Here is a 22,433-nt window from a genome sequence, read left to right on the forward strand (position 1 = left end):
GAGGGAACCTATGTGAGCGATTCTTATGAACTGGTAATTAAAAATGGTCTGGCGGTACTCCCCGGGGAAGTCGTAAAGCTTGATATCGGCATTGCCGACGGCAAAATCGCCGCGCTGGAAGCCGGGATAGAAGCCGGTTCGGATACAACCGTCATTGATGCCGAAGGACAGTATGTGCTGCCTGGCATGATCGACATGCACGTCCATTTTAACGAGCCGTCGTTTGGGCACTGGGAAGGCTTTCCAACCGGGTCGGCGTCGCTGGCGGCGGGAGGCTGCACCACCTATGCCGATATGCCGCTGAACGGCAATCCGCCGACGGTGAATTTACCCGCTCTCGGTCTGAAAGCCGAAATGGCCGCCGGTCATTCTGCTGTCGATTATGTGCTGTGGGGCGGCCTTGTTCCGGGCAATCTGGATAATTTGGAGGAGCTCTGGTCGGCGGGCGTCACGGGCTTCAAAGCCTTTATATCGAATCCGGGCGGCGAAGGCGAAGGACGCTTTCGCGAGGTAGACGATGAGACCCTGTACCAAGGGATGAAAAAGATCGCTTCGTTCGGCGGCATTCTCGCACTGCATGCGGAGAGCAACGAGATGACGGCGATGCTCGGGGCGGAAGCGGTGCAAAGCGGACGGACAGGAGCTCGCGATTTTGCGGCTTCCCGGCCGGCGCAGGCAGAGCTGGAGGCCGTCGCCCGGGCGCTGCTGTACGGGGAGCGGACGGGATGCCGGCTGCATTTTGTCCATATCAGCACGGCCACTGCAATTGACATGATTCATGCAGCCAAATTGCGGGGCCAGGACGTATCGGCGGAAACCTGCCCGCACTATTTGATATTGACGGAAGACGATATGGAGAAAATGGGCCCGGTTGCCAAATGCGCGCCGCCGCTGCGGAGTGCCGAGGAGCAGGAAAAGCTGTGGAAGGCGCTGGCTGATGGGAAAATCGATCTCATTGCCTCCGACCATTCGCCCTGTCCTCCCGAGTTGAAGCTTGCCTCCGGACTGAGTTTCTTTGATGCCTGGGGCGGCATCTCCGGGGCTCAGAGCAGCATGGAACTGATGTTCCATGAAGGAGTGAACAAGCGGAAGCTTCCGGTAACGCTGGTTTCACAGCTGCTGTCGGGGCTTCCAGCGGAGCGTTTCGGGTTATCCGGCCGCAAAGGTTCAATTGCACTTGGCATGGACGCCGATCTGGCGGTGCTGCATCCGGATATGCCCTATACCCTTGCCGCTTCGGATTTGCTCTACCGCCACAAGCATAGCCCATATGCCGGAATGAATCTCTCCTGCAGGGTGACTTCCACCATCTGCCGCGGCAATCTGGTCTATACCCGTGAACAGGGCGTGATCTCTCCGGAAGGCGGGCAGTGGGTAAAAATCGGTGAAGGGCAGCTGGTATTATGAGTGCGTCTTATATTCAAGCTCCCGCCGCTGAAATGATGGAGCTGCTTGAAGAGTTGTCCGCGTTCAGCGCGCCGGGAGACGGAGTTACCCGGCTTCTGTATACGCCGGAATGGAAGAAGGCGCAGCAGCATTTGCTGAACCGGGCCGGGGAGAGCGGCCTGACGGCTTATGCAGACAGCGTCGGCAATGTCTATGGCAGATTGACCGGCACGCGCCTTGACGGCAAAGTCGTATTGACCGGTTCGCATATCGATACCGTTGTAAACGGCGGAAAATACGACGGGGCTTACGGTGTAGCAGCAGCCTTTACAGCGCTGCGCTACCTAAGCAGCGTGTACGGCCCGCCGCTTCGGACACTGGAAGCCGTCTCGTTCGCCGAAGAGGAAGGCAGCCGGTTTCCGCTGACCTTCTGGGGGTCGGGCAACGTGACCGGAGTGTATGACGGGAGCGAAGCAAAAGACTACCGCGACGGTGAAGGTGTGACGCTGCAAGAAGCGATGGAAGGCTGCCGCCTGGGCGATCAGAAGGCGGATACGCCCAGAAGCGACATCTCCGCTTATGTAGAGCTTCATATCGAGCAGGGGATCGTGCTTGAGCGGACGGGGATGCAGATCGGCGTTGTGTCGGCGATTGTCGGACAGCGGCGCTTCGCCGTGACCGTCAAAGGTACGGCCAATCATGCCGGAACGACACCGATGGGCCTGCGCAGCGACGCTCTTGCTGCGGCGGCCGAGATGATGCTGCAGATGGAGCGCCTTGCGGTGGAAGCGGGAGATCCGCTGGTAGCCACCACGGGGCGGCTGGTTGTAACCCCAAATACGCCAAATGTGATTCCCGGCGAAGTGGCGTTCACGCTGGACATCCGCCATAGCCGGGAAGATGAGCTGGAAGCGTTCTGCGCATCGGTTGTGTCCGCGTTTGAGGAAATAGCAGGGCGCCGAAACGTTGCCCTCGACATGGCGCTCCGTCTCAGCGCCTCGCCCGCGCCGATGGACGGGGGGCTGAGCGCCGAGCTTGAGGCTATATGTCTTCAGCAAGGCAGGACATACAGGTCGATGGTCAGCGGGGCGGGTCACGACGCCCAGCTCCTTGCGCCCCGCTGCAGGACGGCGATGATTTTTGTGCCTAGCCAAGGCGGCATCAGCCACTCCCCGGAGGAATATACTCCGCCGGAAGAGCTGGCTGCCGGTCTTGAGGTGCTGATCGCGCTATTATATAAGCTAGGATATGAAGAATCGGATGAAGACGGCCTTGTGCCGCAAAACACGAAGGAGAGATGGACATGAAGCGGTTCGAAGACTTGTCACCGTCACTGCGGTGCATTATGACTCCGGGACCGGTGGAGGTTGACCCGCGTGTGCTGCGGGCGATGTCTTATCCGGTGCTGGGCCAGTTCGACCCCGAGTTTACGGATATTATGAATGAAACGATGGGCATGCTGCGGGAGCTGTTCGCTACAAGCAATCAGTGGGCCTTTCCCGTGGACGGCACCTCCCGTTCGGGGATTGAGGCGGCCATGGTCAGCCTGATTTCTCCAGGGGACCGTGTGCTGATTCCGATTTACGGCCGTTTTGGGCATTTGCTGCATGAAATCGCCGACCGCTGCGGCGCGGAGGTGCATACGATTGAGAAGGAGTGGGGAAAGGTCTTCGCTCAGGAGGAGATCATTGCCGAGATGCGCAGGGTAAAGCCCGATGTGGTCGCAATGGTTCACGGCGAGACATCCACCGGCCGCCTGCAGCCGCTCGAAGGGATTGGGCAGGCTTGCCGGGAAATGGATGCCCTGCTGATTGTCGATGCGGTGGCAACGATCGGCGGCGTGCCGGTCGAGACGGACGCCTGGCAGCTTGATGCTGTCATCGGCGGCACGCAGAAATGCCTGTCTGTTCCATCGGGCATGGCCCCGATCACGTACAACAAACGCGCCGAAGACAAGATCATGTCGCGCAAACGGGTGGAGCGCGGACTACGCACAGCCGATGCCGGAGACGAGGATATCGCAGTCGTTCGCAGCAATTATTTTGATCTGGGGATGCTTCAAGACTACTGGAGTCCATTGCGGCTGAACCATCATACGGAAATGACCTCCATGCTGTACGCGCTGCGTGAAGGTCTGCGGCTCGTATTGGAAGAGGGGCTTGAGGAGCGATTTGCAAGGCACCGCCTGCATGAGCGTGCGCTTGTCACCGGGCTCGAGGCGATGGGACTTCAGCTTTACGGCGACCCCGGCTGCAAAATGCCGATGGTAACCTGCGTGGTGATTCCGGAAGGAATCAACGGGGAATCGGTACGCTCCATGCTGCTGGACAGCTTTGGCATCGAAATTGCCAGCTCTTTCGGACCGCTTAAAGGGAAAATCTGGCGGATTGGAACGATGGGCTTCAGCTGCCGCGGGAACAATGTGCTGCGGGTGCTGGGCGCGCTGGAGGCGGCGCTGCTCCGTCAAGGCCATCCGCTGCCTGCAGGACTTGGCGTTCAGGCGGCGCTTGATATCTACGACCAGGTATAGGATAATTTCGAGAAACGAACTAAGCAAGGCGTTCGGGAGGCACACCTGCCGGATGGAACCTCGGGAAAAACGGCTACCGGACCTGCGGGGAAGGCAGAGCCGTTTTTTCTTAAACTGCCGCTTGGCGAAGCTGCTGCGGTTAACTATTTTGTGCGAAGGGAGCGGGAAAATATGGTCTTTGCAAGAAAACCTCTCGCCGACTGCGTTCCGGCGCTTGTAGCTACGGCGCGCGGCGATATGCCGGCAACGCTGGTCATTACCGGCGGCAAACTGGTCAATGTGTGCTCCGGTGAAATACTGGAAGGCATATCCGTCGGCATTCAGGAAGGACGCATCGCCTATGTAGGCAAGGACGTATCGCATATGATCGGGGAGAATACCAAGGTCATTGATGCGGCGGGAAAATATATCGCTCCCGGCCTGCTCGACGGCCACTGCCATATCGAGAGCACGCAGCTGACTGTCACCGAATTCGCGCGCGCCGTTCTTCCACTCGGAACGACCGGCGGCTTCTTCGACGCTCATGAAATCGCCAATGTGTTCGGACTAAAAGGAATCAAGCTGATGCTGGACGAAATGCGGACGACGCCGCTTGCCGCCTATATGCAGGTCGCTTCCTGCGTTCCGTCGGCGGGTCCTGAATTCGAAACGACCGGGGCGGCCATCGGGCCGGAGGAAGTGGCGGAGGCGTTCACCTGGGGAGACGATGTCATCGCGCTCGGTGAAGTGATGAATTTTCCCGGCGTCGTCTACGGCGACGATAAAATGCTCGGAGAGATTCAGGCGACCCTTCGCGCCGGCGGTTATGTCGACGGGCATTTCACCTGGCCCGCGAGCGACTGGAGGCTGCCTGTATACGCGGCCGCCGGTGTAACCGGCGATCATGAGTGCGTGACCGCCGAGGATGTGATCGAGCGCGTACGGCTGGGCATGTACGCGAAGATGCGCCGCGGCTCCGCCTGGCATGATGTCGCCAAGACGATAACGGCGCATACCGAGCATGGCCTCGACCCGAGGCGGATGATGCTCGTCACCGACGACCGCAGCTCGGAATCGCTGCGGGACGAAGGCCATATGGACTTCGTAGTCCGGCATGCCATTGCCCAGGGGGTGAAACCGGTGACCGCCTTCCAGATGGCTACGATCAACACCGCCGAACGCTTTGGCGTTGCCCGCGATATCGGTTCCATTACTCCCGGCTCGATCGCCGACATCATTCTGCTGGATGGCAATCTCGCGGACGTCAACGTCGTGATGACGATTGCCGCCGGGACCGTAGTGGCCGAGAATGGAGCTATGACGGTATCCCTGCCTTCATTTGCCTATCCTCAGGAAGTGCTGGCTTCCGTTCATCTGCCTAAGCGTCCGACGGCTGGGGATTTTGTCATCAAGGCGCCGGTGGAGTCCGGTAATGTGAGCACCCGGGTGATCAAGGTGCTGGAAAACCATGTGGAGACAATGGAACGCATTCTGTCCCTCCCCGTATCGGAAGGGAACCTTCAGGTAGGGGACGGCTTATGCAAAATCGCCGTTCTGGAGCGCCACAAAGGAACGGGCAATATGGCGGTAGGCGTGGTGGAGGGAGTCGGGTTCCATGAACCCGCGGCCATTGCCATGACTGTGGCGCATGACAGCCATAATGTGCTTGTGATCGGCAGCGACGACGAGCTTATGGCGGGGGCGGTAAATGCCGTTGCCGACGCGCAGGGCGGAGTTGCGGTTATCACAGGGTCCGGCACGACTTTGTTCCCGCTCGCCATTGCCGGACTGATGTCCGCCGAGCCGTTTGAAGTCGCCGCCGCCCAGTCTGCTGCAATCAGCAAGGCGCTTTACGATGCAGGCTGCACCCTTAATTATGCCTTTATGACGCTATCGCTGCTCGCGCTTGCGGTTATTCCGACCCTTCGCCTTTCCGACAAAGGTCTGGTACGGATTACGCCGGAGGATGGCATTCAGCTGGTGCCGTTGTTCATCGAGGAGAGCGTTAACGCGCCTGTATAAAGCCTGGCTGGCCGGGCGGCTTGTCCCGGCACGCCACGGGCAGGCAATCTGACGGGCAGGCCGCTTGATACCATGCGCATAATGAGATTCTTTCGTGCATCGGCCAGACGCACTCACCATTTACAATGTAAATCCGCTGTCCAGAATGGAACAGCGGATTTTTGCTGCCGATTATAGTAAAGCGCCTTCTTTTAAATGGATTATCATTATAAAATTAATAATATTTTACATTTTTTATTTTGAAAATTTGAATTTTAAATGAAATTTTAGCGTTTAGGGGCTAAAAGCATTAACCAAATGGAATGGTGATGAAACATTTTTTCAGAAAAGATGCTAATATAATATTAATTAAGGGCAATCCATAGACGATATAACAATAAATGAATCATTCCTGATGTGATAGATCTACTGTTCTAAGCTTAACGCAAAGCCCAAAATAAATTTTTAGGATGGGGGAACAAGAGATGATTAGATTGGAAACGAATGAGATCGTGAGTATCGCCAAGAAGCAAATCGCCAGTATCTTTAAGATGGAGCCGCTTGAGCTGAAATTTGTCAATGATTTTCAAGGTGAGAAGAGTCTTTTAAATGATGACAAGCTGCATCTGACCAACCGTCACTATTGGGCAAAAGTAATGGACTGCGTTTTTAAAGATCAGGTTAGGCCGATTCTGATGTGTGAAGTGCTGTATTTTCTCCGCAATGAGTATCTGGAAAGCGACATCGACCTGGAGTTCTCGTTTGATTTTTCTGAAGGATCAATAGTTGAAGCCTGTGCCGTGGCAGAGGTTAACTTTAACGATAAGACGGACCTTGGAAAGAATGAAATCGCCGAGCTGATCGATTTTGCGCTGGCGCTGCAGGACAGACAATGGTTCGAAGAGCTTACCGAGAAGTATAAAGAGCTGAGCGCCTAAGCGCCGTGCACCGTATAGACCCTTGCCGATTATTACCGTCTGAAGCAGACCGCCTCTATCAATCCATAACGCCGATTGTGGATTGATAGAGGCGGTCTTTTTGCGTAATTTTTCATGAGGGGATACGGTTTTATTCCGTGGTTTGAAGGGATTGAAGCGGCCAGTGTCAAAGTTATTGTGGGAAGAAGGTTTAAGATAAGTAGGAGGCTCATCATGAAGCAAATCAACCAACTGGCACCGCAGGATGAATTCATCGGCTTTTATCTGATTAGGGAATTGACGGTCAAGCAAACGAATGGTAATCCGCCGAAGGATTATTTCGATATCGTGCTCAGTGATTCCAGCGGCCAACTGACCGCGAAGTATTGGGATGTGTCGACTGCGGACAAAGAGACTTTTTTTCCGATGGGTCTTGTCAAAGTTCAAGGTAACGCCCATTTATACCGGGAGAAGCTGCAAATCAAGATTAGCAAAATGCGTTTGGCTACGGAAAAGGATGGTGTGTCTTTAACGGATTTTATCCGCTCCGCGCCGATCCGTCCGGTCGATTTAATCTATACGATCAAGCAGGCGATGGGCTCCATAAGCGACCCGGAGATCCGGACCATTGTTGCGTATTGTGTGGGCAAGGTGGAGGAGAAGCTGATGCATTATCCGGCGGCCAAGACCCATCATCATGCCTATTTCGCCGGGCTTGCCTATCATATGGCGCGGATGCTGGAGATTGGCGACTTTTTGTGCAAGCAGCGGCCGTTCCTGAATCCCGATCTGCTGAAAGCGGGCATTATCCTGCACGATATCGCCAAACCGGAGGAGATGATCGCCGAGCTTGGCATTGTATCGGATTACAGTGTCCAGGGCAAGCTGCTCGGACATATCGCGATGGCTTCAAGCTGGATTACGGAAGCGGCCATACGCTCCAATATTGATCTTTCGTCCCCGAAGGTACTCGGGCTTCAGCATCTGGTGCTGTCGCATCACAACCTTGGCGAATGGGGGAGTCCGGTTCAGCCTCAGACGGCGGAAGCGGTGGCGCTCCATCATATCGATGCCATGGACGCCAAGCTTCAAATGGTTGAGGACGCGCTGGATACGACGCCGGAGAGTGAGGAGTGGACGCCGTTTATTCGCGGGCTAGAGAATAAAGCGGTTTATCGGATGAAGCTGTAAATCCAGGGCGGCAAAGAAAGCCGGGCGAACGCCATGATCTTGCGAACACCGGCCATAGAAGGGGAGGTATATCCTTAATAGGGGTATGCCTCCCCTTTATTTCTGGTCCGTTCTCTCTCGGGCGGCTGCCGTTTCAGTCGAGTTCGGAAGAAGAGCTTCGGCCAATTCCGCCGAGACGGCAGCGGACTTGTTTCCGGCTGCTTGTTGTACCTTGCTGCGGGATGGCTTGCGCGCGGGAATCGAGAAGGGAGTGTAGCCGCCAGTATGCAGCGTGCCAATCCGGCAGCCCAGATCTTCCGCCAGCGCCAGCAGGCCGGAATGCCCGGCTCGTTCCGCGAGCTTTACCAGGATGAGCGCCGCGGTGCGGGCGTCCTCGAGCGCGTCGTGATGCCGCAGGGGGATGCCGAAATATTCGGCCAGTATATTCAGCCGGTAGGAGCCGAGATCGGCCAGCATTTTTTTGGACAGCAAGTAGGTGCACCAATATTGAAACGACGGATAGGGCAGGGAGCACTGATCGAGTCCGTAACGGAGTACGCTCATGTCGAAGGAAGCGTTGTGCGCCACGATATTTTTTCCGTGAATAAGCGGTTCAATGATGGGCCACAGCTCGCGGAAGGGCGGCTGCCCGGCGACCATTTCGGGTGTTATCCCGTGGATGGCGATATTTCTGCGGTCGAAGCGCTGCTCCGGATTAATCAGCCATGCCTGCTCGGACACGATGATCCCGCCCTTCACTTCAACCAGTCCCAGCGCGCAGGCGCTGGCCCGTCCGGCATTCGCCGTCTCAAAATCGATTGCCACAAAATCCATCATACGAGCTCCTGTCTTTCCTTGGCGGTAGATTCATAGTATTCCTATCTATTAGTATAGCAAAGGTCACGCTTGAAAAAAGAGCGGATTTACTTCAACTCTTCCGGAATATCGACGATTTCCTCGTTCATAGTGACCTCCTTGGTGCCTAGCTCCGTCACCGTTCCGTCCGGGCCGATAAAGCCATAAGAGGCTGCGCCGATATGGGGCATGACATGAAAGTAGACGAGCCGGCTATTCAGTACGGGCCGGACGCCGCTCTCCTCGGACGCCATCGTTTCCTTGAAGAACAGGACGCTGTCCGTCTTTGCGCTGTCAGCCAGTTTTGCCGTCCACATCAGGTGGCTTCGTTCATTCACCACTTCATAATAAGAGACGACGTCGCCGCCTTCGATTAAGAACCTCTTATATTCGCCTTCCGGAAAATAGTAGGTGAAGTTCTGGCCCTCTAGAGAGGATGGAGCCGGTTTAAGATTCCGGATCATGCTTACGCGTGGCAGCTGCAGAGCCGCTCTGCGCGCCTCGGTCAGATTGCCGGACGCCAGGCGTTCCTTCAGTCTGTTGTCGGCCTTGGCCACATACACCGTGCGGGATTGGGAATTCCAGGTTACATAAGCGCCCGAGACTTCGGCGATAAAACGCAGAGGGACCAGGATGCGCCCTTTTTGCAGGGTAGCCGGCATGGAGAGCGTAATTTTACCGGAATCGGCGAAGGCCGTCTTCTGACCGGCAACCAAACTAATCACTTCACTGCCGCTCATAACCGTTACTGTCTTGGTCTGGTTATCCCAGCTTACCGATATTCCCGGAATCTGCCGCACAACGTTCAAAGGTACCATAGTCGTTCCATTCGCCAGATAGGCGGATGTTTCCTGCCCGACTGTACTGTTGTTCACGATCACTTCAATTTCTCCAGCCGCGAAGGATGTCCCGCCCGAAACTATGGATAAAGCAAGGATTGATGCGCAGCCCAGACTTGCCAGCTTCTTCATTAGATACATTCCTCCCTGAAAAAGAATTCTCTCAATCTTAGACGCAAAAGCGTCTAGTAAGTTACAGAATCTTACAATAAAAATGGGTACTCTCCCTGCTCAGCAAGGAAAGTACCCATTTTGTTCAGTAAATTCGATATAATCTTACTGCTCGCTGCCCTTCGTCCGCTCACGCAGGCGTTCCAGCTCGGCTGCGGCCTGTTCCTTCACGCGGGCGTCTACGCTGCCTTCTGTGTCAGCAGCAGGAGAGACATACCGGCCCGGCAGAGTCTGTCTCGCTTCCCATTCCTGGATTTTTTCTTCCATTCGCTCGAATCCCCGGGCGGCGGAATGTGTATTCAGGCCGGAGAAGGCGGCGCGGGAAGGGGCTGGGGTGACGCTATCTGGAACCTTGCGGAGACGCTCGGCCCGTTCAGCGAGCTCGGTCCTTTTGGCTTTCAGCCGGACCCGCTCTTCCTTGGCCGCTGCGATCTCGTACCCGAGTCCGGCCAGCACCTGCCGGGTCTCCTCCAGACCGGTGGCGCATTCCTTCTCGCTCTCCGTATAGGTGAGCTTGGCCATAACGGCCTGCTGTGCTTTAGCTTCGTCGCCGCTTTCCAGCGCCTTTAAGGCATCGCCTTCGCTAAGCTCCGCCAGCATGTGGTATTCCTTCTGCCGGCGTTCCAGCAGTCTGGCCGCCGCCTGCAAATCACGGCTACGCTGCTCCGCCTCGGCGATCTTGTCTTCAAGGTCGCGCAAATATTGTCCGGTCATCATGACCGGGTCCTCCAGCCGGTTCAGGCCCTCATGCAAGGCCGCCTTCGTTAATGTCGCAATTCTCTGCAATATGCTCATTGATCTCTCTCCCTTTTCTTTTTAGTAATAATGATGTCCATTCATGAAGCTCCCGGTCCGGTCGCTTGGAACGATGAGGCTGGCGATCAGATAAAAAAGAATGAACGTGCCGACGCTGCCTAAAGCGACGATTACGGCGACCAGCCGGATAAGGGTGGAGTTGATGCCCAGCCACTCAGCCAACCCTCCGCACAGGCCGCTGATTTTCTTGTCTCTTTCGGAACGGTAAAGTTTTTTCATAGTGTCATTTCTCCCTTTCGTCATATCCGTGATCTATGGCTTTATTCTATTATTTTCACGTACACCGCAAAACGGGCTGGGGACGGTTTTGCAATCTCGACCTAAGGCGGGGAAGGCTTCAGCAATTGGACGGGGGGATGGAGGAGAGTGTTCAAGTATTCAGTATATTTATTTAGCCATAAGCAATTGGTATTTTAAAAGTTATGCATAATGCTGTATAGTATAGAATCACAATATGATATTTATCATTGTATATGCAGATTCGGGAGGAGCTTATGATCAATGACCTGCTTCAACGCCCGCTTACAGATTTGAGAATTTCCGTCACGGATCGTTGTAATTTTCGCTGCGTATATTGTATGCCAAAGGAAATTTTCGGCCCGGATTATCCCTTTCTTCCCAAAGCGGAATTGCTCAATTTTGAAGAAATAACGAGGCTTGCGCAAATATTTGCGGCTCTAGGAGTGACCAAGATACGTCTCACTGGCGGCGAACCGCTGCTCAGAACCGATCTTCCGCTGTTATTAGACAAGCTTGCTTCCATAGAGGGTATTAAGGACATCGCTCTGACAACAAACGGCGTGTTGCTCCCTAAATATGCCGCGAGCTTGCAGGCTGCGGGACTGAGGCGCGTATCGGTAAGCCTTGACTCATTATCGGACGAGCGATTCGGTCATATTAACGGCAGAGGGGTCGGAGTCGAGCCGGTGCTTAAGGGAATTGAAGCGGCTTCACGGGCCGGGTTGAAAGTGAAGATCAACATGGTTGTTCAGAAAGGCGCCAATGATCAGGATATTGTTCCAATGGCGAAGTATTTCAAAGACGCTGGACATACGATCCGCTTCATTGAATATATGGACGTGGGAAACACCAACGGATGGAATCTTAACAAAGTCGTAACCAAACAGGAGATCATTGACAGGATTGACCGTCATGTGATGCCGCTTGAGGCTATTCCCGGCCAATACTACGGAGAAGTGGCTTCCCGTTACCGGTATAAAGGAACGGAGCAGGAAGTCGGTATTATTTCGGCGGTTTCGGATGCCTTTTGCGGAACATGCACAAGAGCAAGGATTTCAGCGAACGGCTCCTTGTATACGTGTCTCTTTGCCACGGAAGGAACCGACCTCCGGGAACTTTTGCGGTCCGATCTGTCGGATGAAGAACTGACGGCCAGGATAGCGTCCGTCTGGATTAACAGGGACAATCAGTACAGCGCGAAGCGAGGGCGGGATACGCATGAAGCAAGCGGCAAACAGAAGATTGAAATGTCCTATATCGGAGGATAGATGCTCATAAATCCCGGGCTTTTACGAGAAAACCAGAATCTGCTATCATAAAGGCAGGATGCTTCAATTATCGTCTTATACTCGCGCAGAAGCCGAACCCGCTCTTATGAATAAGGGCGGGTGAAGCTGTTCTTATCACCTGGAGGGAAGACTCTGATGGACTTAGCTAATAAGCTTATTAAAGAAACGACGACCATGGCTGTATACAGACGGTTGTATGATCTGGTGCTGAGCGGGAGATTTCCGCCGGGTGAATGGATCAGGGAACGCGAACTGAAGGAGATGCTCGGCGTAAGCAGTACACCGATTCGTGAAGCGATGCGCATGCTGGTGCAGGAGCGCATTCTGGAATCTGTTCCCCATCACGGTGTTCGAGTCAAGGAGCTGTCGCTGAAAGAGTTGAAGGATTTGTATGAGCTTCGCGCCGAACTGGAGGGAATGGCGGCCAGGCTTGCCGCCGAGCGGGGGAACAGCTCGCATTTCAAGCAGATGGAGAATCTCTTAAATCTGGAGCAGGCTCATCGCGAGAGTACCGGCCACGCCGTAGATGCCATTGAATTAAATAACCGGTTTCATGATCTTGTTGTGGAGGCCGGCGGAAATCTGGCGCTGAAGAACACCCTGCACCATTTGCGCGCAGGAATTAACTGGATACAGGTGATGGCGTGGAACCGGAATAAAGAACGCCATGCGCTTACCGACTACCAGCACCGGGGGATTTGGGAAGCGCTTGTTAATAGGGACCCCCAGCTAGCCCATGCCAGAATGCACGAGCATGTATGGGATACGATCAGCTTGATGCTAAATTCCCGGCAAGAAGAAGCAAGCGAGCAAGCGGAAGAATCGGATCAAGCCGATTGAACGAGTTAGACATGTCTTCAATACAAAAGGCCATGTTTCTACTTTGTAGAGGCATGGCCTTTTATAATACCTATTGTTACGTATATCTTGATCAGCTAGACAACCTCTTCGAAGGTCCAGTTCTCCTGATTCAAACGAATCCCTTTTTTCAATAAATTCTCTTTATTGCAGGTTAAATAATAGTTGATTTTATTCAGTTGAATATTCTCCGATAACGGAATGCTGACCATTTCGTTATTTTTGATTTCCTTCTCAAGAATCATGGGGGGAAGAATGCTGATTCCGTGCTGTTCATGGATCAGGCTTTTGATTACTTCGAACTGGTTCGAGTAAAGCTTCTTTTTAAAATTCAGCTCCGACAAATCCTTGATGCTGTTCTTGTAGGGTTCATAGAAGATGATATTCTCTTCTTTCATGCATGTGAAGTTCTCCAGCAAGGGCTGATTCGATAACGGGTGCTCGGCGGGGAGGATCAGGTTGAACTCCTCAGAGCCAAGCGGATAAGTCTGATAGCAGGTGCTCATCATCAAATCGGTTGTAAAAGCGACGTCTATTACATTATCAACCAATGCCTTCAAAATGTTGGAGGATTCCAGGGAGATCAAATGGATATTCAAATGCTCGTTCAGATTGGAAAGATCCTGAATGACATTATAGATGAGAGGGTGGCTGAGGGGAACCGAGCTTCCAATCGACAACGAGGTGGTGTGAGTAATCTCCTGCTTGGCCATCTTAAGCGTTTCAACAACGGATTGGGCATGAGGCAGAAACCTTTCTCCAGCACGCGTAAGCTGAACATTTCGCTTTCCTGACTTTCCTCTGGCAAAAAGCTCTTGACCGAGCTCATCCTCCAACTGATTGATGCGGTTGGTTACGGTTGGTTGAGGAACATAAAGATGCTTGGCCGCCTCTGTAAAATTACCGTAAGTACACACGATGATGAAAGTCTCCAGATGCACGATGTTCATGGTCAAGATTCCCCCCTGATAATACAAAATGGAAATTTTATCAACAAAATCCACACACTTCAAATCCTCCACGACTGCCTCGAAACCTTCTTCTATGTAACAATATATATCATATATAATATTTAGTCCACGATTTATTCATATTTTTAGCGGATAAAATGCTTATTGCGTCATAATAAGTGACATTTATCATAGTTTTATGTCAGGAAACCGTACCTAACATGCTTAATATTTATATGGAAATAAGAGATTTATATTTAACATTATATATAATGCATTTTATAATCCCCTTAACAAAGAATATTAAAATTTAAATCTATTTTACACAGACAGGAGGAGATTGAACATGGAAAATGACCGGGCTTCAATAAATATGCATCCTGTTCTCGAAAGATCTTCCAAGCTGGAAAGGGGATCAAGTGTGAAGAGATGGATAACCTCGCAATGGATGCAGCAAGCCTTTTTTATTGGTCCGGCAATATTATTCTACTCCATCGTCATTGCAATCCCGTTCTTTTTCGGCATTTATTATTCGATGACAAGCTGGGATGGTGTATCCGGCAATGCGGTTTGGGTCGGATTAAACAATTTTTCAACGATTTTTTTAAAGGATCCGGAATTTGGCCAGTCGTTCTGGTTCACCACCCGGTTTACCTTAACCGCAGTAATTCTGAACAATGTAATCGGATTTGCTCTGGCTTATCTGCTGTCGTTGCCGCTGAAAAGCCGGAGTGCGATCCGAACGATCTTTTTTCTGCCAAATGTGTTAGGTGGACTTGTTCTTGGATTTATCTGGCAGTTCATACTGGTACAAGGCTTTCCCGGCATTGGAAAACTCACGAACTTGTCTTTCTTTACTCTCCCCTGGCTGGGAACCGAAGCTACGGCATACTGGGCCCTTATCATCGTAAGCGTGTGGCAGGGAGCGGGTTACCTGATGGTTATCTATATTGCGGGCCTGGCGAACGTGCCAAAGGATCTGATTGAAGCTTCTGTAATTGACGGGGCGGGCAAGTGGCAAATTCTGAAGAATATTATCATTCCGCTGATTATGCCGACTGTGACGGTATGTTTGTTTATCTCCATTTCGTGGACATTCAAAATGTTTGACTTGAACTACTCTCTGACCAGCGGAGGGCCTTACGGTTCCACCGAATCCGTTGCAATGAACATTTATAATGAAGCATTCGGGAATAACCGTTATGGCTTAGGTACGGCAAAGGCGCTGATCTTCTTCGTGGCCGTCACCTTTATCACTTTGATTCAGGTCAAGCTTACGAAAAGCCGGGAGGTGGAAATGTAATGATCGGAAGATCGTATTCATTCAAATGGTTTGGCATCGAGCTGCTGGCATTCCTGCTGGCGCTGGTGTTTCTCTCTCCGTTCTATTTTGTCATCGTTAACTCGTTTAAAAGCTTCGCGGAGCTGCTCACGGACACAGCGGGTCTTCCGGGGGTCCTGCATGTTGAAAACTATCTGAATGCCTGGAAAGCATTGAACTACCCTCAGGCTTTTAAAAATACGCTAATTATTACCATTTTCAGTAATTTGGGCTTGATTATTATTTCTTCTATGGCTGCGTACCGCCTGGTCCGCAATAAGAGCCGGATGAATCGCATCTTGTTCTCCATGTTCATGCTGGCGATGGTCATTCCTTTTCAGTCGATTATGATTCCGATGGTGAAGATGTTTGGCTGGGTTAACCTGATGAACACTTTTACCGGAGTGGTGATTGCTTACATGGGGATGGGGGTTTCCTTTACGCTGTTTCTGTTCAGCAGCTTCATTATAGCGATACCCAAAGAAATTGAAGAATCGGCGGTTGTTGACGGCTGTACGCCTTACGGCACCTTCTTTCGAATCATCGTTCCGCTGCTGAAGCCGATGACCGTTACCGTTCTCGTGCTTAACAGCTTGTGGATTTGGAATGATTTCCTGCTGCCGATGCTTGTGCTGCAAAAACCTGGTCTTCAAACGATACAGACAGCCACCAGTTCCTTGTTCGGACAATACATGACCCAATGGGATTTAGCGCTTGCGGTACTGGTTATGGGGATGGTCCCTGTCATGATCCTGTTCTTTATGGCGCAGCGTCATGTCATCCAGGGCATTGCCGATGGAGCGGTAAAAGGATAACCGCTTGTAAAATGTGAGTGTCATCCGACACCTTCATATATGCATCGTAACGAGAAAAAACAATTACAGGAGGGTTTAACAGATTATGAAGCGTTCGTTCATCATTTCATGCGTCCTAGTGTTGATGTGTTGCTTGTTGGCCGCTTGCGGGGCCAATTCAAACAGCGGGGCCAATACCGGCGCCGATGCTGCCGGTAACGGGGAATCGAACGCGCAGAAGGAAGTTACGATTAAGCTGTTCCAGCAGAAGGTGGAAATAGCCGAACAGCTTAAAGTATTGAAGGCCGAGTACGAGAAGACCCATCCGGGTGTCAAGATTGAGATTGAGTCTGTTCTGTCCAGCCAATATGGCACAAAACTGAAGGCTAAACTGGCGGCGAATGAAATGCCGGATATTTTCAATAACGGTGGATACAGCGATATGGATGTGTGGGCCGATCATCTTGAGGATCTGACGGATCAGCCTTGGGTGAGTGATGCTGTCGATTCCGCCAAGGCGCCGATGATGAAAGACGGCAAGCTGTACGGCTTCCCGTTGTCGCTGGAAGGGTCCGGACTTGTCTACAATAAAGAAATGTTCGCCAAAGCCGGAATTACCGAGCTGCCGAAGACGCTGTCCGAACTGGAAGAAGCGAGCACCAAGCTTAAAGCGCAAGGCTTTACGCCGTTTGTAAATGACTACGCCAGCGTATGGGATCTCGGGATTACAATATTTGATTCCTTTATGGCCAAGGTGCCGGATACGGATAAATTTATCGCGGACCTCAATAGCGGGGCGGCAACGTTTGCAGGCAACGATGTGTTCAAGGGGCTGCCGAAATATCTCGATATTGCAATGAAGTATGGCAATGCCAATCCGTTGACCACGGACTACAACACGTCGATGACCTTGTTCGCCACCGGCCAGGGAGCCATGATTCCGGCGGGCAACTGGATTCAGCCGCTTATTGATAAAATCAATCCGAATATCCAGGCCGGACTAATGCCGATGCCGGTCAGCGATGATGCGGATTTTAACAAAAATGCGGTATTTACTTCGCCTACCATTTGGGTAGTGAATAAAAATTCACCGGTTAAGGAGCAGGCGAAGGAATTTTTGAACTGGCTCGTTACGTCCGATATTGGAAAACAATATGTAGCCAAGGAATTCAAGCTGGTTCCCGCTTTCAAGAGTATTAAGGCCGACCCGGCTGATGTGGGAAGTATCGGCGATGATCTGACGAAGTTTTCGGAGGAAGGAAATTCACTTCCGATGCAAGCGTCGAAAATGCCTGAAGGTCTATACACGGAAATTGCGCAGTCGATGCAGAAATACGTGGCCGGAAAATCGACTCCCGATCAAATGCTGGCCGAATTCCAGGCCTCCTGGAACAAGCTGAAAAAATAGTTTTATAAAACATAAGGCTGGAGCATCCAAGATTGTAAGGGATGCTCCAGCTCTATACCAGAAGATGAAAAAATGCCGGATTATATCTAACATTCATCAACTTTATCGGAACATAAGCAATTGATATTTAACAATATATATTATATATAATATAGTTTTTTTAGGGACAGGAAACCGAACCCGGACAGGCAAGGAGTGAATACAAATGACGCAGCAGCCCGACAAGCTAGTTAAAGAAACAACAACCATGGCCGTTTATAAAAGATTGTTTGACTACGTAATGAGCGGCCAGTTTGAACCGGGCATATGGATCAGGGAGCGCCAGCTCAAGGAGATGCTTGGTGTCAGCAGCACACCGATCAGGGAAGCGCTGAGAATGCTTGTACAGGAGCAGGTGCTTGAATTGGTTCCCCATCACGGCGTCCGTATCAAAGAATACTCTACGAAAGAAATTCAGGATTATTACGAGCTTCGAGCCGAGCTCGAAGGCCTGGCTGCGGAGCTCGCGGCCGAGCGGGGAAGCAAGCTTATGTTCGGCAAGATGGAGGAGATTCTCTACCTGCACCGGACCTTTGAGACGGAACGCTCGGATGAAGCGATTGTGCTAAATAACCAGTTCCATGATCTCATTGTGGAGGCCAGCGGAAATCTCTCATTAAAAAATACGCTCCAGCATTTAAGAGTGGGGATTAACTGGATTCAAGTCATGGCATGGAGCCGCAATAAGGACCGGCATTTCAGCACCTTCCATCAGCACCAGGGCATTCTGGATGCGTTGACGGCCCGGAACCCGAAGCTGGCCCGTTACCGGATGCAGGAGCATGTATGGGATTCCATTAAACTCATTATAGAGCCGCCAGGCACGCTGCAAATGGCAGGAGAACTTCGAAAAAGTTAAACGGATGGTACGGAAGGGAGAGGTGATTGCATCTATGGAGACGCCTAAGAACGAAGTGAAGACAGACGTATGCATTGTTGGAGCCGGTCCTGCCGGAATGCTGCTCGGCTTGCTGCTCGCCAAACAGGGAATTAACGTGATCGTACTGGAGAAGAATGCGGACTTTCACAGGGAATATCGCGGGGAAATTACCCAGCCGCGTTTTGTCCAGATGATGAAGCAGCTTAACCTGCTTGACTATATTGAGAGCCACGACCATGTGAAGATCAATGAAGTGGTTGTATTCCACGATCATAAGGAAATCATGCAGCTTTCCTTTGATACCTTAATTGACGAGGAGAGCTACTGTGCCAGACTGACCCAGCCGACAATGCTTGCAGCCCTCTTGGAGAAGGCCCGGCACTACCCGAACTTTAAGCTGCTGTTTAATACGAAAGTGAAAGACCTGATTAAAGACGGCGATAAAATCATCGGCGTTCATGCGGTGAGAACAGCAGGGGATTCTACAAACGCGGAGGAGCTGGCAGAGGAAGGGGATTTCGATATTCGCGCGGCGGTAACGGTTGCCGTGGACGGCCGGAATTCAACGATGGAAAAGCTCGCCGGCTTCGAACTGGACCTCGACTATTATGTGAATGACCTGCTGTGGTTCTCGTTTGAGAAGCCGGAGTCATGGGACTATAACATTTACCACTTCTACTTCCAAAAAAACTACAATTATCTCTTCCTTCCCAAGCTGGGCGGACTCATCCAATGCGGAATTTCGCTCACAAGGGGCGAGTTTCAGAAGATCAAGGAAGAAGGCATTGAAGCCTTCAAAAGCCGGATTCTCGAAGACCTGCCCATTCTTAAACCTTATGTGGAGCCGATGGAAGACTTCAAGTCCTTTGTTCTGTTGTTATGCAAAATGCGGTATGTCAAGGACTGGGCCAAGGACGGCTGCCTGCTGATCGGCGATGCCGCCCACTGCGTCACTCCCTGGGGAGCGGTTGGCAGCACACTGGCGATGGGGACCGCAATTATTGCGGCGGATGTGATTTATAAAGGGTTCCGTACCGGCGATCTGTCGCTCGAAACGCTGAAGCAGGTTCAAGCAAGACGAAAGGATGAAGTGAAGATGATCCAGAATCTTCAGGTAACCCTGGAAAGATTCCTGACCCGGGAACCTGTCAAGAAGGATCTGGCCCCTCATATTTTCAGCATTTGCACCAAGCTCCCGGACATCACGGATACGTACAAGCGCCTCTATACGCGGGAGAAGCCGCTGGATATTGATCCTTCGTTCGTTTTTACCGACTAATCGCCGAGAGGGAGAGGCATTTATGTTCATTACAAAATATGACGGGCATCTGCACATTGTCAATCAATACGATCACTCCGTTCAGGCTGGACAGGTTGCGCGCCGCTGGGGAAATGGGCAGTTCCGGCGTCCGGATCATTTTGAGTCGATGTGTCTCGCCGTTGAGAAGCACGACATCGGCTGGGTCGAGTCGGACACGAAGGTACTGTTCAACCCGGAAACCGGACAACCCGTTCCGTTCTTAAGCGTCAATCTGCTCCAGCATGTCGAGTTCTACGGCAAGGGATTTGAGCAGGTCAGGGATGAAGACCCGTATGCCGGACTGCTCGTGGGCATGCACTGGATCGGACTGTACACCAACCGGTTCGGGTATGATCCGTCGTTTACATTCAAAATTCCAGGTGAACTGGCTTCGCTTATTGACGAGAATACGATCAGACAGCAGAAGGAATGGGTCGATCTGAAGATGGCCCTGTGGAACCGCGCGGAGCGAAGAAGCCTGTTCGAAGATAACCTGTGGATGAACTATGAATTGGTACAGATGATGGACCGCTTGTCCCAGTACGTATCTATGCTGACTCAGGATACGAAGGAGAAGTGGGTTCTTGGTCCGGTTCGCCAGACGCTTGGTTCCGAGGGTGAAATGATTACGGTTCAGGGGCAGGGGAACGGCGTTGTTGCCGTCGATCCGTTCCCGTTCGATTCGGTTGTGGAAACGACCGTGCTGCGGCGCAAAATTCCCGATACCCGCTACGCTTCGCATGAGGAGCTTTACGAAGTGATGGAGAAGGCCGAGACCGAGGAGGTTGTCTGGAAGCTGGTTCCGGCTGAGACTTGATCATGGATTCCATACCGGATTACGCATATCGGCATTTTGTAAAATGCCCATCTATATAAGATGAACTTGAAAATGACATCAGGGTAAGGAGTTGCGAAGGGGAAGTTTGGAACTGTAGGAGCGACAGCGACCGCCTTTGTCTCCGGATTTCATCCGCGAAGAGCGGTTTAAATCAAGAAATCTGGAGACAACAGCGGCCGGAAGTCCAAACATTCCTCGTAGTTACGACTGATATGTGATGGAAAATCTTAAGTTCATCTTAAATAACTAACGGGAGGGAAATGACATGGCCAAAATTTTAATTCATCTTACGCATGGACCTGAAGCGCCGACTCAGGCCGATCGGGCGTTTCTTATCGCCAAGACCGCCATTCAGGAAGGACATTTCGTCTCCATGTTTCTTGCAGGGAGCGCCGTTCAGCTTCTGCGTGACGATATCCTGGACAGTGTGATCGGAGTGGGAGACGGCGTGACGACCGTACGTGAATCCTATGATGCAATTATTGGAGGCGGAGGGGCCATTTATCTCTCCCGGATATCCTGCGGCGCGCGGGGGATGACGGAGAAGGAGCTGAGTGGCAAGCAGGTCCAGCTTGCAGAACCGAATGTGCTGGTGCGTCTGACCGTCGATCATGACCGGGTTATTACCTACGGATAAGGAGGATTGCTCGTGGCGCGAATCTGGGACAACTATCTGGATGAACGGGACAAGAGGGTATATGCAAAGGCCGGTCTAGGCCATGCAATGGGCATCGGCAGCCGTCCGGCCCTGATTATTGTGGATGTGCAGTACGGATTCACCGGCGATTCACCGGAGAGTATCGAGGAATCCATTCAGAAATACCCGACGAGCTGCGGGGAAAGCAGCTGGGAAGCGATTACGCATATCAAGGAACTGCTGACGGCCGCAAGACAGGCCGGAATTCCGGTGTTCTTCACGATTATTGAGGGCAGCAGGTCCGCTCCGAATGACCGGATCGCCATTAAAGGCAACATTTTCGATCACCCCGAGCTGCTTGAAGGCGCAAAGGGAGCGCAGGTGGTCAGCGAGCTTGAGCCGCAATATGGCGAAATCGTCATCTCCAAAAAGAAGCCGAGCGCGTTCTTCGGAACGCCGCTGATATCATACCTGACGGCCCGCCATGTCGATTCGGTCATCGTGACGGGCTGTACGACAAGCGGCTGTGTGCGCGCTTCTGTCATTGATGCTTTTTCCAATAATTTTAAAGTCATTGTCCCGGAGGAATGCGCGTTTGACCGCGGCATTGCCTCTCATGCAATCAATCTCTTCGATATGCAGCAGAAATATGCGGATGTCGTGCCGGTAGCCGAAGTAATCGCGGAACTGAAACCATTGAGCGTTTAATAGGACAAGCAGCCGTTTAACCAAAAACTTGGGCAGCAGAAATGGAGGATACTTATGGAGGTTCAAGGTGAAGTAAAGGTGAAAGCGGGAAAAGAAGCGGTGTGGAAGGCGCTTAACGATCCTGACGTACTGAAAAAGGCCACGCCGGGCTGCAATTCGATTACGGAGACGGAGCCGGATACGTACAAGGCCGATATTACGATCGGCATTGCAGCGGTGCGCGGCAGCTATGAGGCGGAGATTAAAATTCTCGACAAGGATGAGCCGGAGAATTACCGCCTTGTTATGAAGGCGAACAGTCCGGCCGGATTCATCGAAGGCGACGCCCGCGTTGAGCTTCAGTCCGAGAGCGATTCGGTGACGATTATCAAATATGACGGAACGGCCCAGGTGGGCGGCCTGATTGCCGGAGTGGGCCAGCGCATTCTGTCCGGGATCGGCAAGATGATTGTAAAAGACTTCTTCAAGAAGCTGGCGAAGGAAGTGTAAGGAAGGGAGGAGCCGCAC

The 22,433-nt window shown here is 52.2% G+C and carries 22 protein-coding genes; 17 read left to right on the top strand and 5 right to left on the bottom strand.

The annotated features are described in order from the left end of the window. Positions 1 to 12 precede the first annotated feature (12 nt). The 6 genes from VK70_RS03675 to VK70_RS03700 all read left to right on the top strand — a co-directional run bounded on the left by VK70_RS03675 (position 13) and on the right by VK70_RS03700 (position 8,004). Positions 13 to 1,407 (top strand): allantoinase, encoded by a 1,395-nt coding sequence (locus VK70_RS03675; RefSeq protein ID WP_025694023.1) that lies wholly within the window; start codon positions 13 to 15, stop codon positions 1,405 to 1,407. Then, positions 1,404 to 2,693: a Zn-dependent hydrolase gene (locus VK70_RS03680; protein WP_046722812.1), complete on the top strand. Its 1,290-nt coding sequence runs from the start codon at positions 1,404 to 1,406 to the stop codon at positions 2,691 to 2,693. The genes VK70_RS03675 and VK70_RS03680 overlap by 4 nt, the downstream gene beginning before the upstream one ends. After that, positions 2,690 to 3,916, top strand: a complete 1,227-nt coding sequence (locus VK70_RS03685) for a pyridoxal-phosphate-dependent aminotransferase family protein (protein WP_025695111.1) — start codon at positions 2,690 to 2,692, stop codon at positions 3,914 to 3,916. The genes VK70_RS03680 and VK70_RS03685 overlap by 4 nt, the downstream gene beginning before the upstream one ends. Before the next feature lie 171 nt (positions 3,917 to 4,087). Continuing rightward, complete coding sequence (locus tag VK70_RS03690) at positions 4,088 to 5,917, top strand: adenine deaminase (protein WP_046722822.1); 1,830 nt, start codon at positions 4,088 to 4,090, stop codon at positions 5,915 to 5,917. A 464-nt stretch (positions 5,918 to 6,381) separates the two neighbouring features. Continuing rightward, positions 6,382 to 6,834 carry an IDEAL domain-containing protein gene (locus VK70_RS03695; protein WP_025694641.1) on the top strand — a complete coding sequence of 151 codons (453 nt, stop codon included), beginning with the start codon at positions 6,382 to 6,384 and terminating at the stop codon, positions 6,832 to 6,834. A gap of 213 nt (positions 6,835 to 7,047) precedes the next feature. After that, positions 7,048 to 8,004, top strand: a complete 957-nt coding sequence (locus VK70_RS03700) for a 3'-5' exoribonuclease YhaM family protein (protein ID WP_025694640.1) — start codon at positions 7,048 to 7,050, stop codon at positions 8,002 to 8,004. A 96-nt stretch (positions 8,005 to 8,100) separates the two neighbouring features. Here the strand turns inward: VK70_RS03700 and VK70_RS03705 are convergent, their stop codons facing one another. The 4 genes from VK70_RS03705 to VK70_RS03720 all read right to left on the bottom strand — a co-directional run bounded on the left by VK70_RS03705 (position 8,101) and on the right by VK70_RS03720 (position 10,883). Then, on the bottom strand, positions 8,101 to 8,820 hold the full coding sequence (locus VK70_RS03705; protein WP_233277758.1) for a 3'-5' exonuclease: 720 nt from the start codon (positions 8,818 to 8,820) through the stop codon (positions 8,101 to 8,103). Positions 8,821 to 8,906: 86 nt separating this feature from the next. Further along, positions 8,907 to 9,809, bottom strand: coding sequence for a copper amine oxidase N-terminal domain-containing protein (locus VK70_RS03710; RefSeq protein ID WP_025694638.1), 903 nt, complete (start codon positions 9,807 to 9,809; stop codon positions 8,907 to 8,909). A gap of 144 nt (positions 9,810 to 9,953) precedes the next feature. After that, entirely contained in the window at positions 9,954 to 10,643 is a 690-nt protein-coding gene (locus VK70_RS03715) for a PspA/IM30 family protein (protein WP_025694637.1), read from the bottom strand. Between the two features lie 21 nt (positions 10,644 to 10,664). Next, a complete protein-coding gene (locus tag VK70_RS03720) occupies positions 10,665 to 10,883 on the bottom strand; it encodes a PspC domain-containing protein (protein WP_025694636.1) in 219 nt (72 codons plus the stop codon). A gap of 254 nt (positions 10,884 to 11,137) precedes the next feature. On the opposite strand from VK70_RS03720, the gene moaA reads away from it, so the two are divergent. Continuing rightward, positions 11,138 to 12,172 carry a GTP 3',8-cyclase MoaA gene (gene moaA, locus VK70_RS03725; protein WP_025694635.1) on the top strand — a complete coding sequence of 345 codons (1,035 nt, stop codon included), beginning with the start codon at positions 11,138 to 11,140 and terminating at the stop codon, positions 12,170 to 12,172. A 156-nt stretch (positions 12,173 to 12,328) separates the two neighbouring features. Continuing rightward, positions 12,329 to 13,033, top strand: a complete 705-nt coding sequence (locus VK70_RS03730) for a GntR family transcriptional regulator (protein WP_025694634.1) — start codon at positions 12,329 to 12,331, stop codon at positions 13,031 to 13,033. 95 nt (positions 13,034 to 13,128) lie between these two features. Here the strand turns inward: VK70_RS03730 and VK70_RS26270 are convergent, their stop codons facing one another. Further along, positions 13,129 to 14,001, bottom strand: a complete 873-nt coding sequence (locus VK70_RS26270) for a LysR family transcriptional regulator (protein WP_144415172.1) — start codon at positions 13,999 to 14,001, stop codon at positions 13,129 to 13,131. 448 nt (positions 14,002 to 14,449) lie between these two features. On the opposite strand from VK70_RS26270, the gene VK70_RS03740 reads away from it, so the two are divergent. The 9 genes from VK70_RS03740 (at position 14,450) to VK70_RS03780 (ending at position 22,415) form a co-directional block, all read left to right on the top strand. Next, entirely contained in the window at positions 14,450 to 15,304 is an 855-nt protein-coding gene (locus tag VK70_RS03740) for a carbohydrate ABC transporter permease (protein WP_036639115.1), read from the top strand. Next, a complete protein-coding gene (locus VK70_RS03745; RefSeq protein ID WP_025694631.1) occupies positions 15,304 to 16,137 on the top strand; it encodes a carbohydrate ABC transporter permease in 834 nt (277 codons plus the stop codon). Before VK70_RS03740 ends, VK70_RS03745 begins: the two co-directional genes overlap by 1 nt. An 85-nt stretch (positions 16,138 to 16,222) precedes the next feature. Then, positions 16,223 to 17,524: an ABC transporter substrate-binding protein gene (locus VK70_RS03750; RefSeq protein ID WP_025694630.1), complete on the top strand. Its 1,302-nt coding sequence runs from the start codon at positions 16,223 to 16,225 to the stop codon at positions 17,522 to 17,524. Positions 17,525 to 17,729: 205 nt separating this feature from the next. After that, positions 17,730 to 18,422 (top strand): GntR family transcriptional regulator, encoded by a 693-nt coding sequence (locus tag VK70_RS03755; protein ID WP_025694629.1) that lies wholly within the window; start codon positions 17,730 to 17,732, stop codon positions 18,420 to 18,422. A 34-nt stretch (positions 18,423 to 18,456) separates the two neighbouring features. Further along, the gene (locus VK70_RS03760) at positions 18,457 to 19,722 is read left to right on the top strand and encodes an FAD-dependent monooxygenase (RefSeq protein ID WP_036639112.1); all 1,266 of its coding nucleotides are present in this window, start codon (positions 18,457 to 18,459) and stop codon (positions 19,720 to 19,722) included. Between the two features lie 22 nt (positions 19,723 to 19,744). Continuing rightward, positions 19,745 to 20,560 carry a DUF3891 family protein gene (locus VK70_RS03765; RefSeq protein WP_025694627.1) on the top strand — a complete coding sequence of 272 codons (816 nt, stop codon included), beginning with the start codon at positions 19,745 to 19,747 and terminating at the stop codon, positions 20,558 to 20,560. 286 nt (positions 20,561 to 20,846) lie between these two features. Continuing rightward, the gene (locus VK70_RS03770; protein WP_025688393.1) at positions 20,847 to 21,218 is read left to right on the top strand and encodes a DsrE family protein; all 372 of its coding nucleotides are present in this window, start codon (positions 20,847 to 20,849) and stop codon (positions 21,216 to 21,218) included. A gap of 12 nt (positions 21,219 to 21,230) precedes the next feature. Beyond that, on the top strand, positions 21,231 to 21,926 hold the full coding sequence (locus VK70_RS03775) for an isochorismatase family protein (RefSeq protein WP_025694626.1): 696 nt from the start codon (positions 21,231 to 21,233) through the stop codon (positions 21,924 to 21,926). Between the two features lie 54 nt (positions 21,927 to 21,980). Then, a complete protein-coding gene (locus VK70_RS03780; protein ID WP_025688391.1) occupies positions 21,981 to 22,415 on the top strand; it encodes an SRPBCC family protein in 435 nt (144 codons plus the stop codon). The last annotated feature ends 18 nt before the right edge of the window (positions 22,416 to 22,433 follow it).

The organism is Paenibacillus durus ATCC 35681, from assembly GCF_000993825.1.
GTDB lineage: Bacteria > Bacillota > Bacilli > Paenibacillales > Paenibacillaceae > Paenibacillus_AQ > Paenibacillus_AQ durus_B.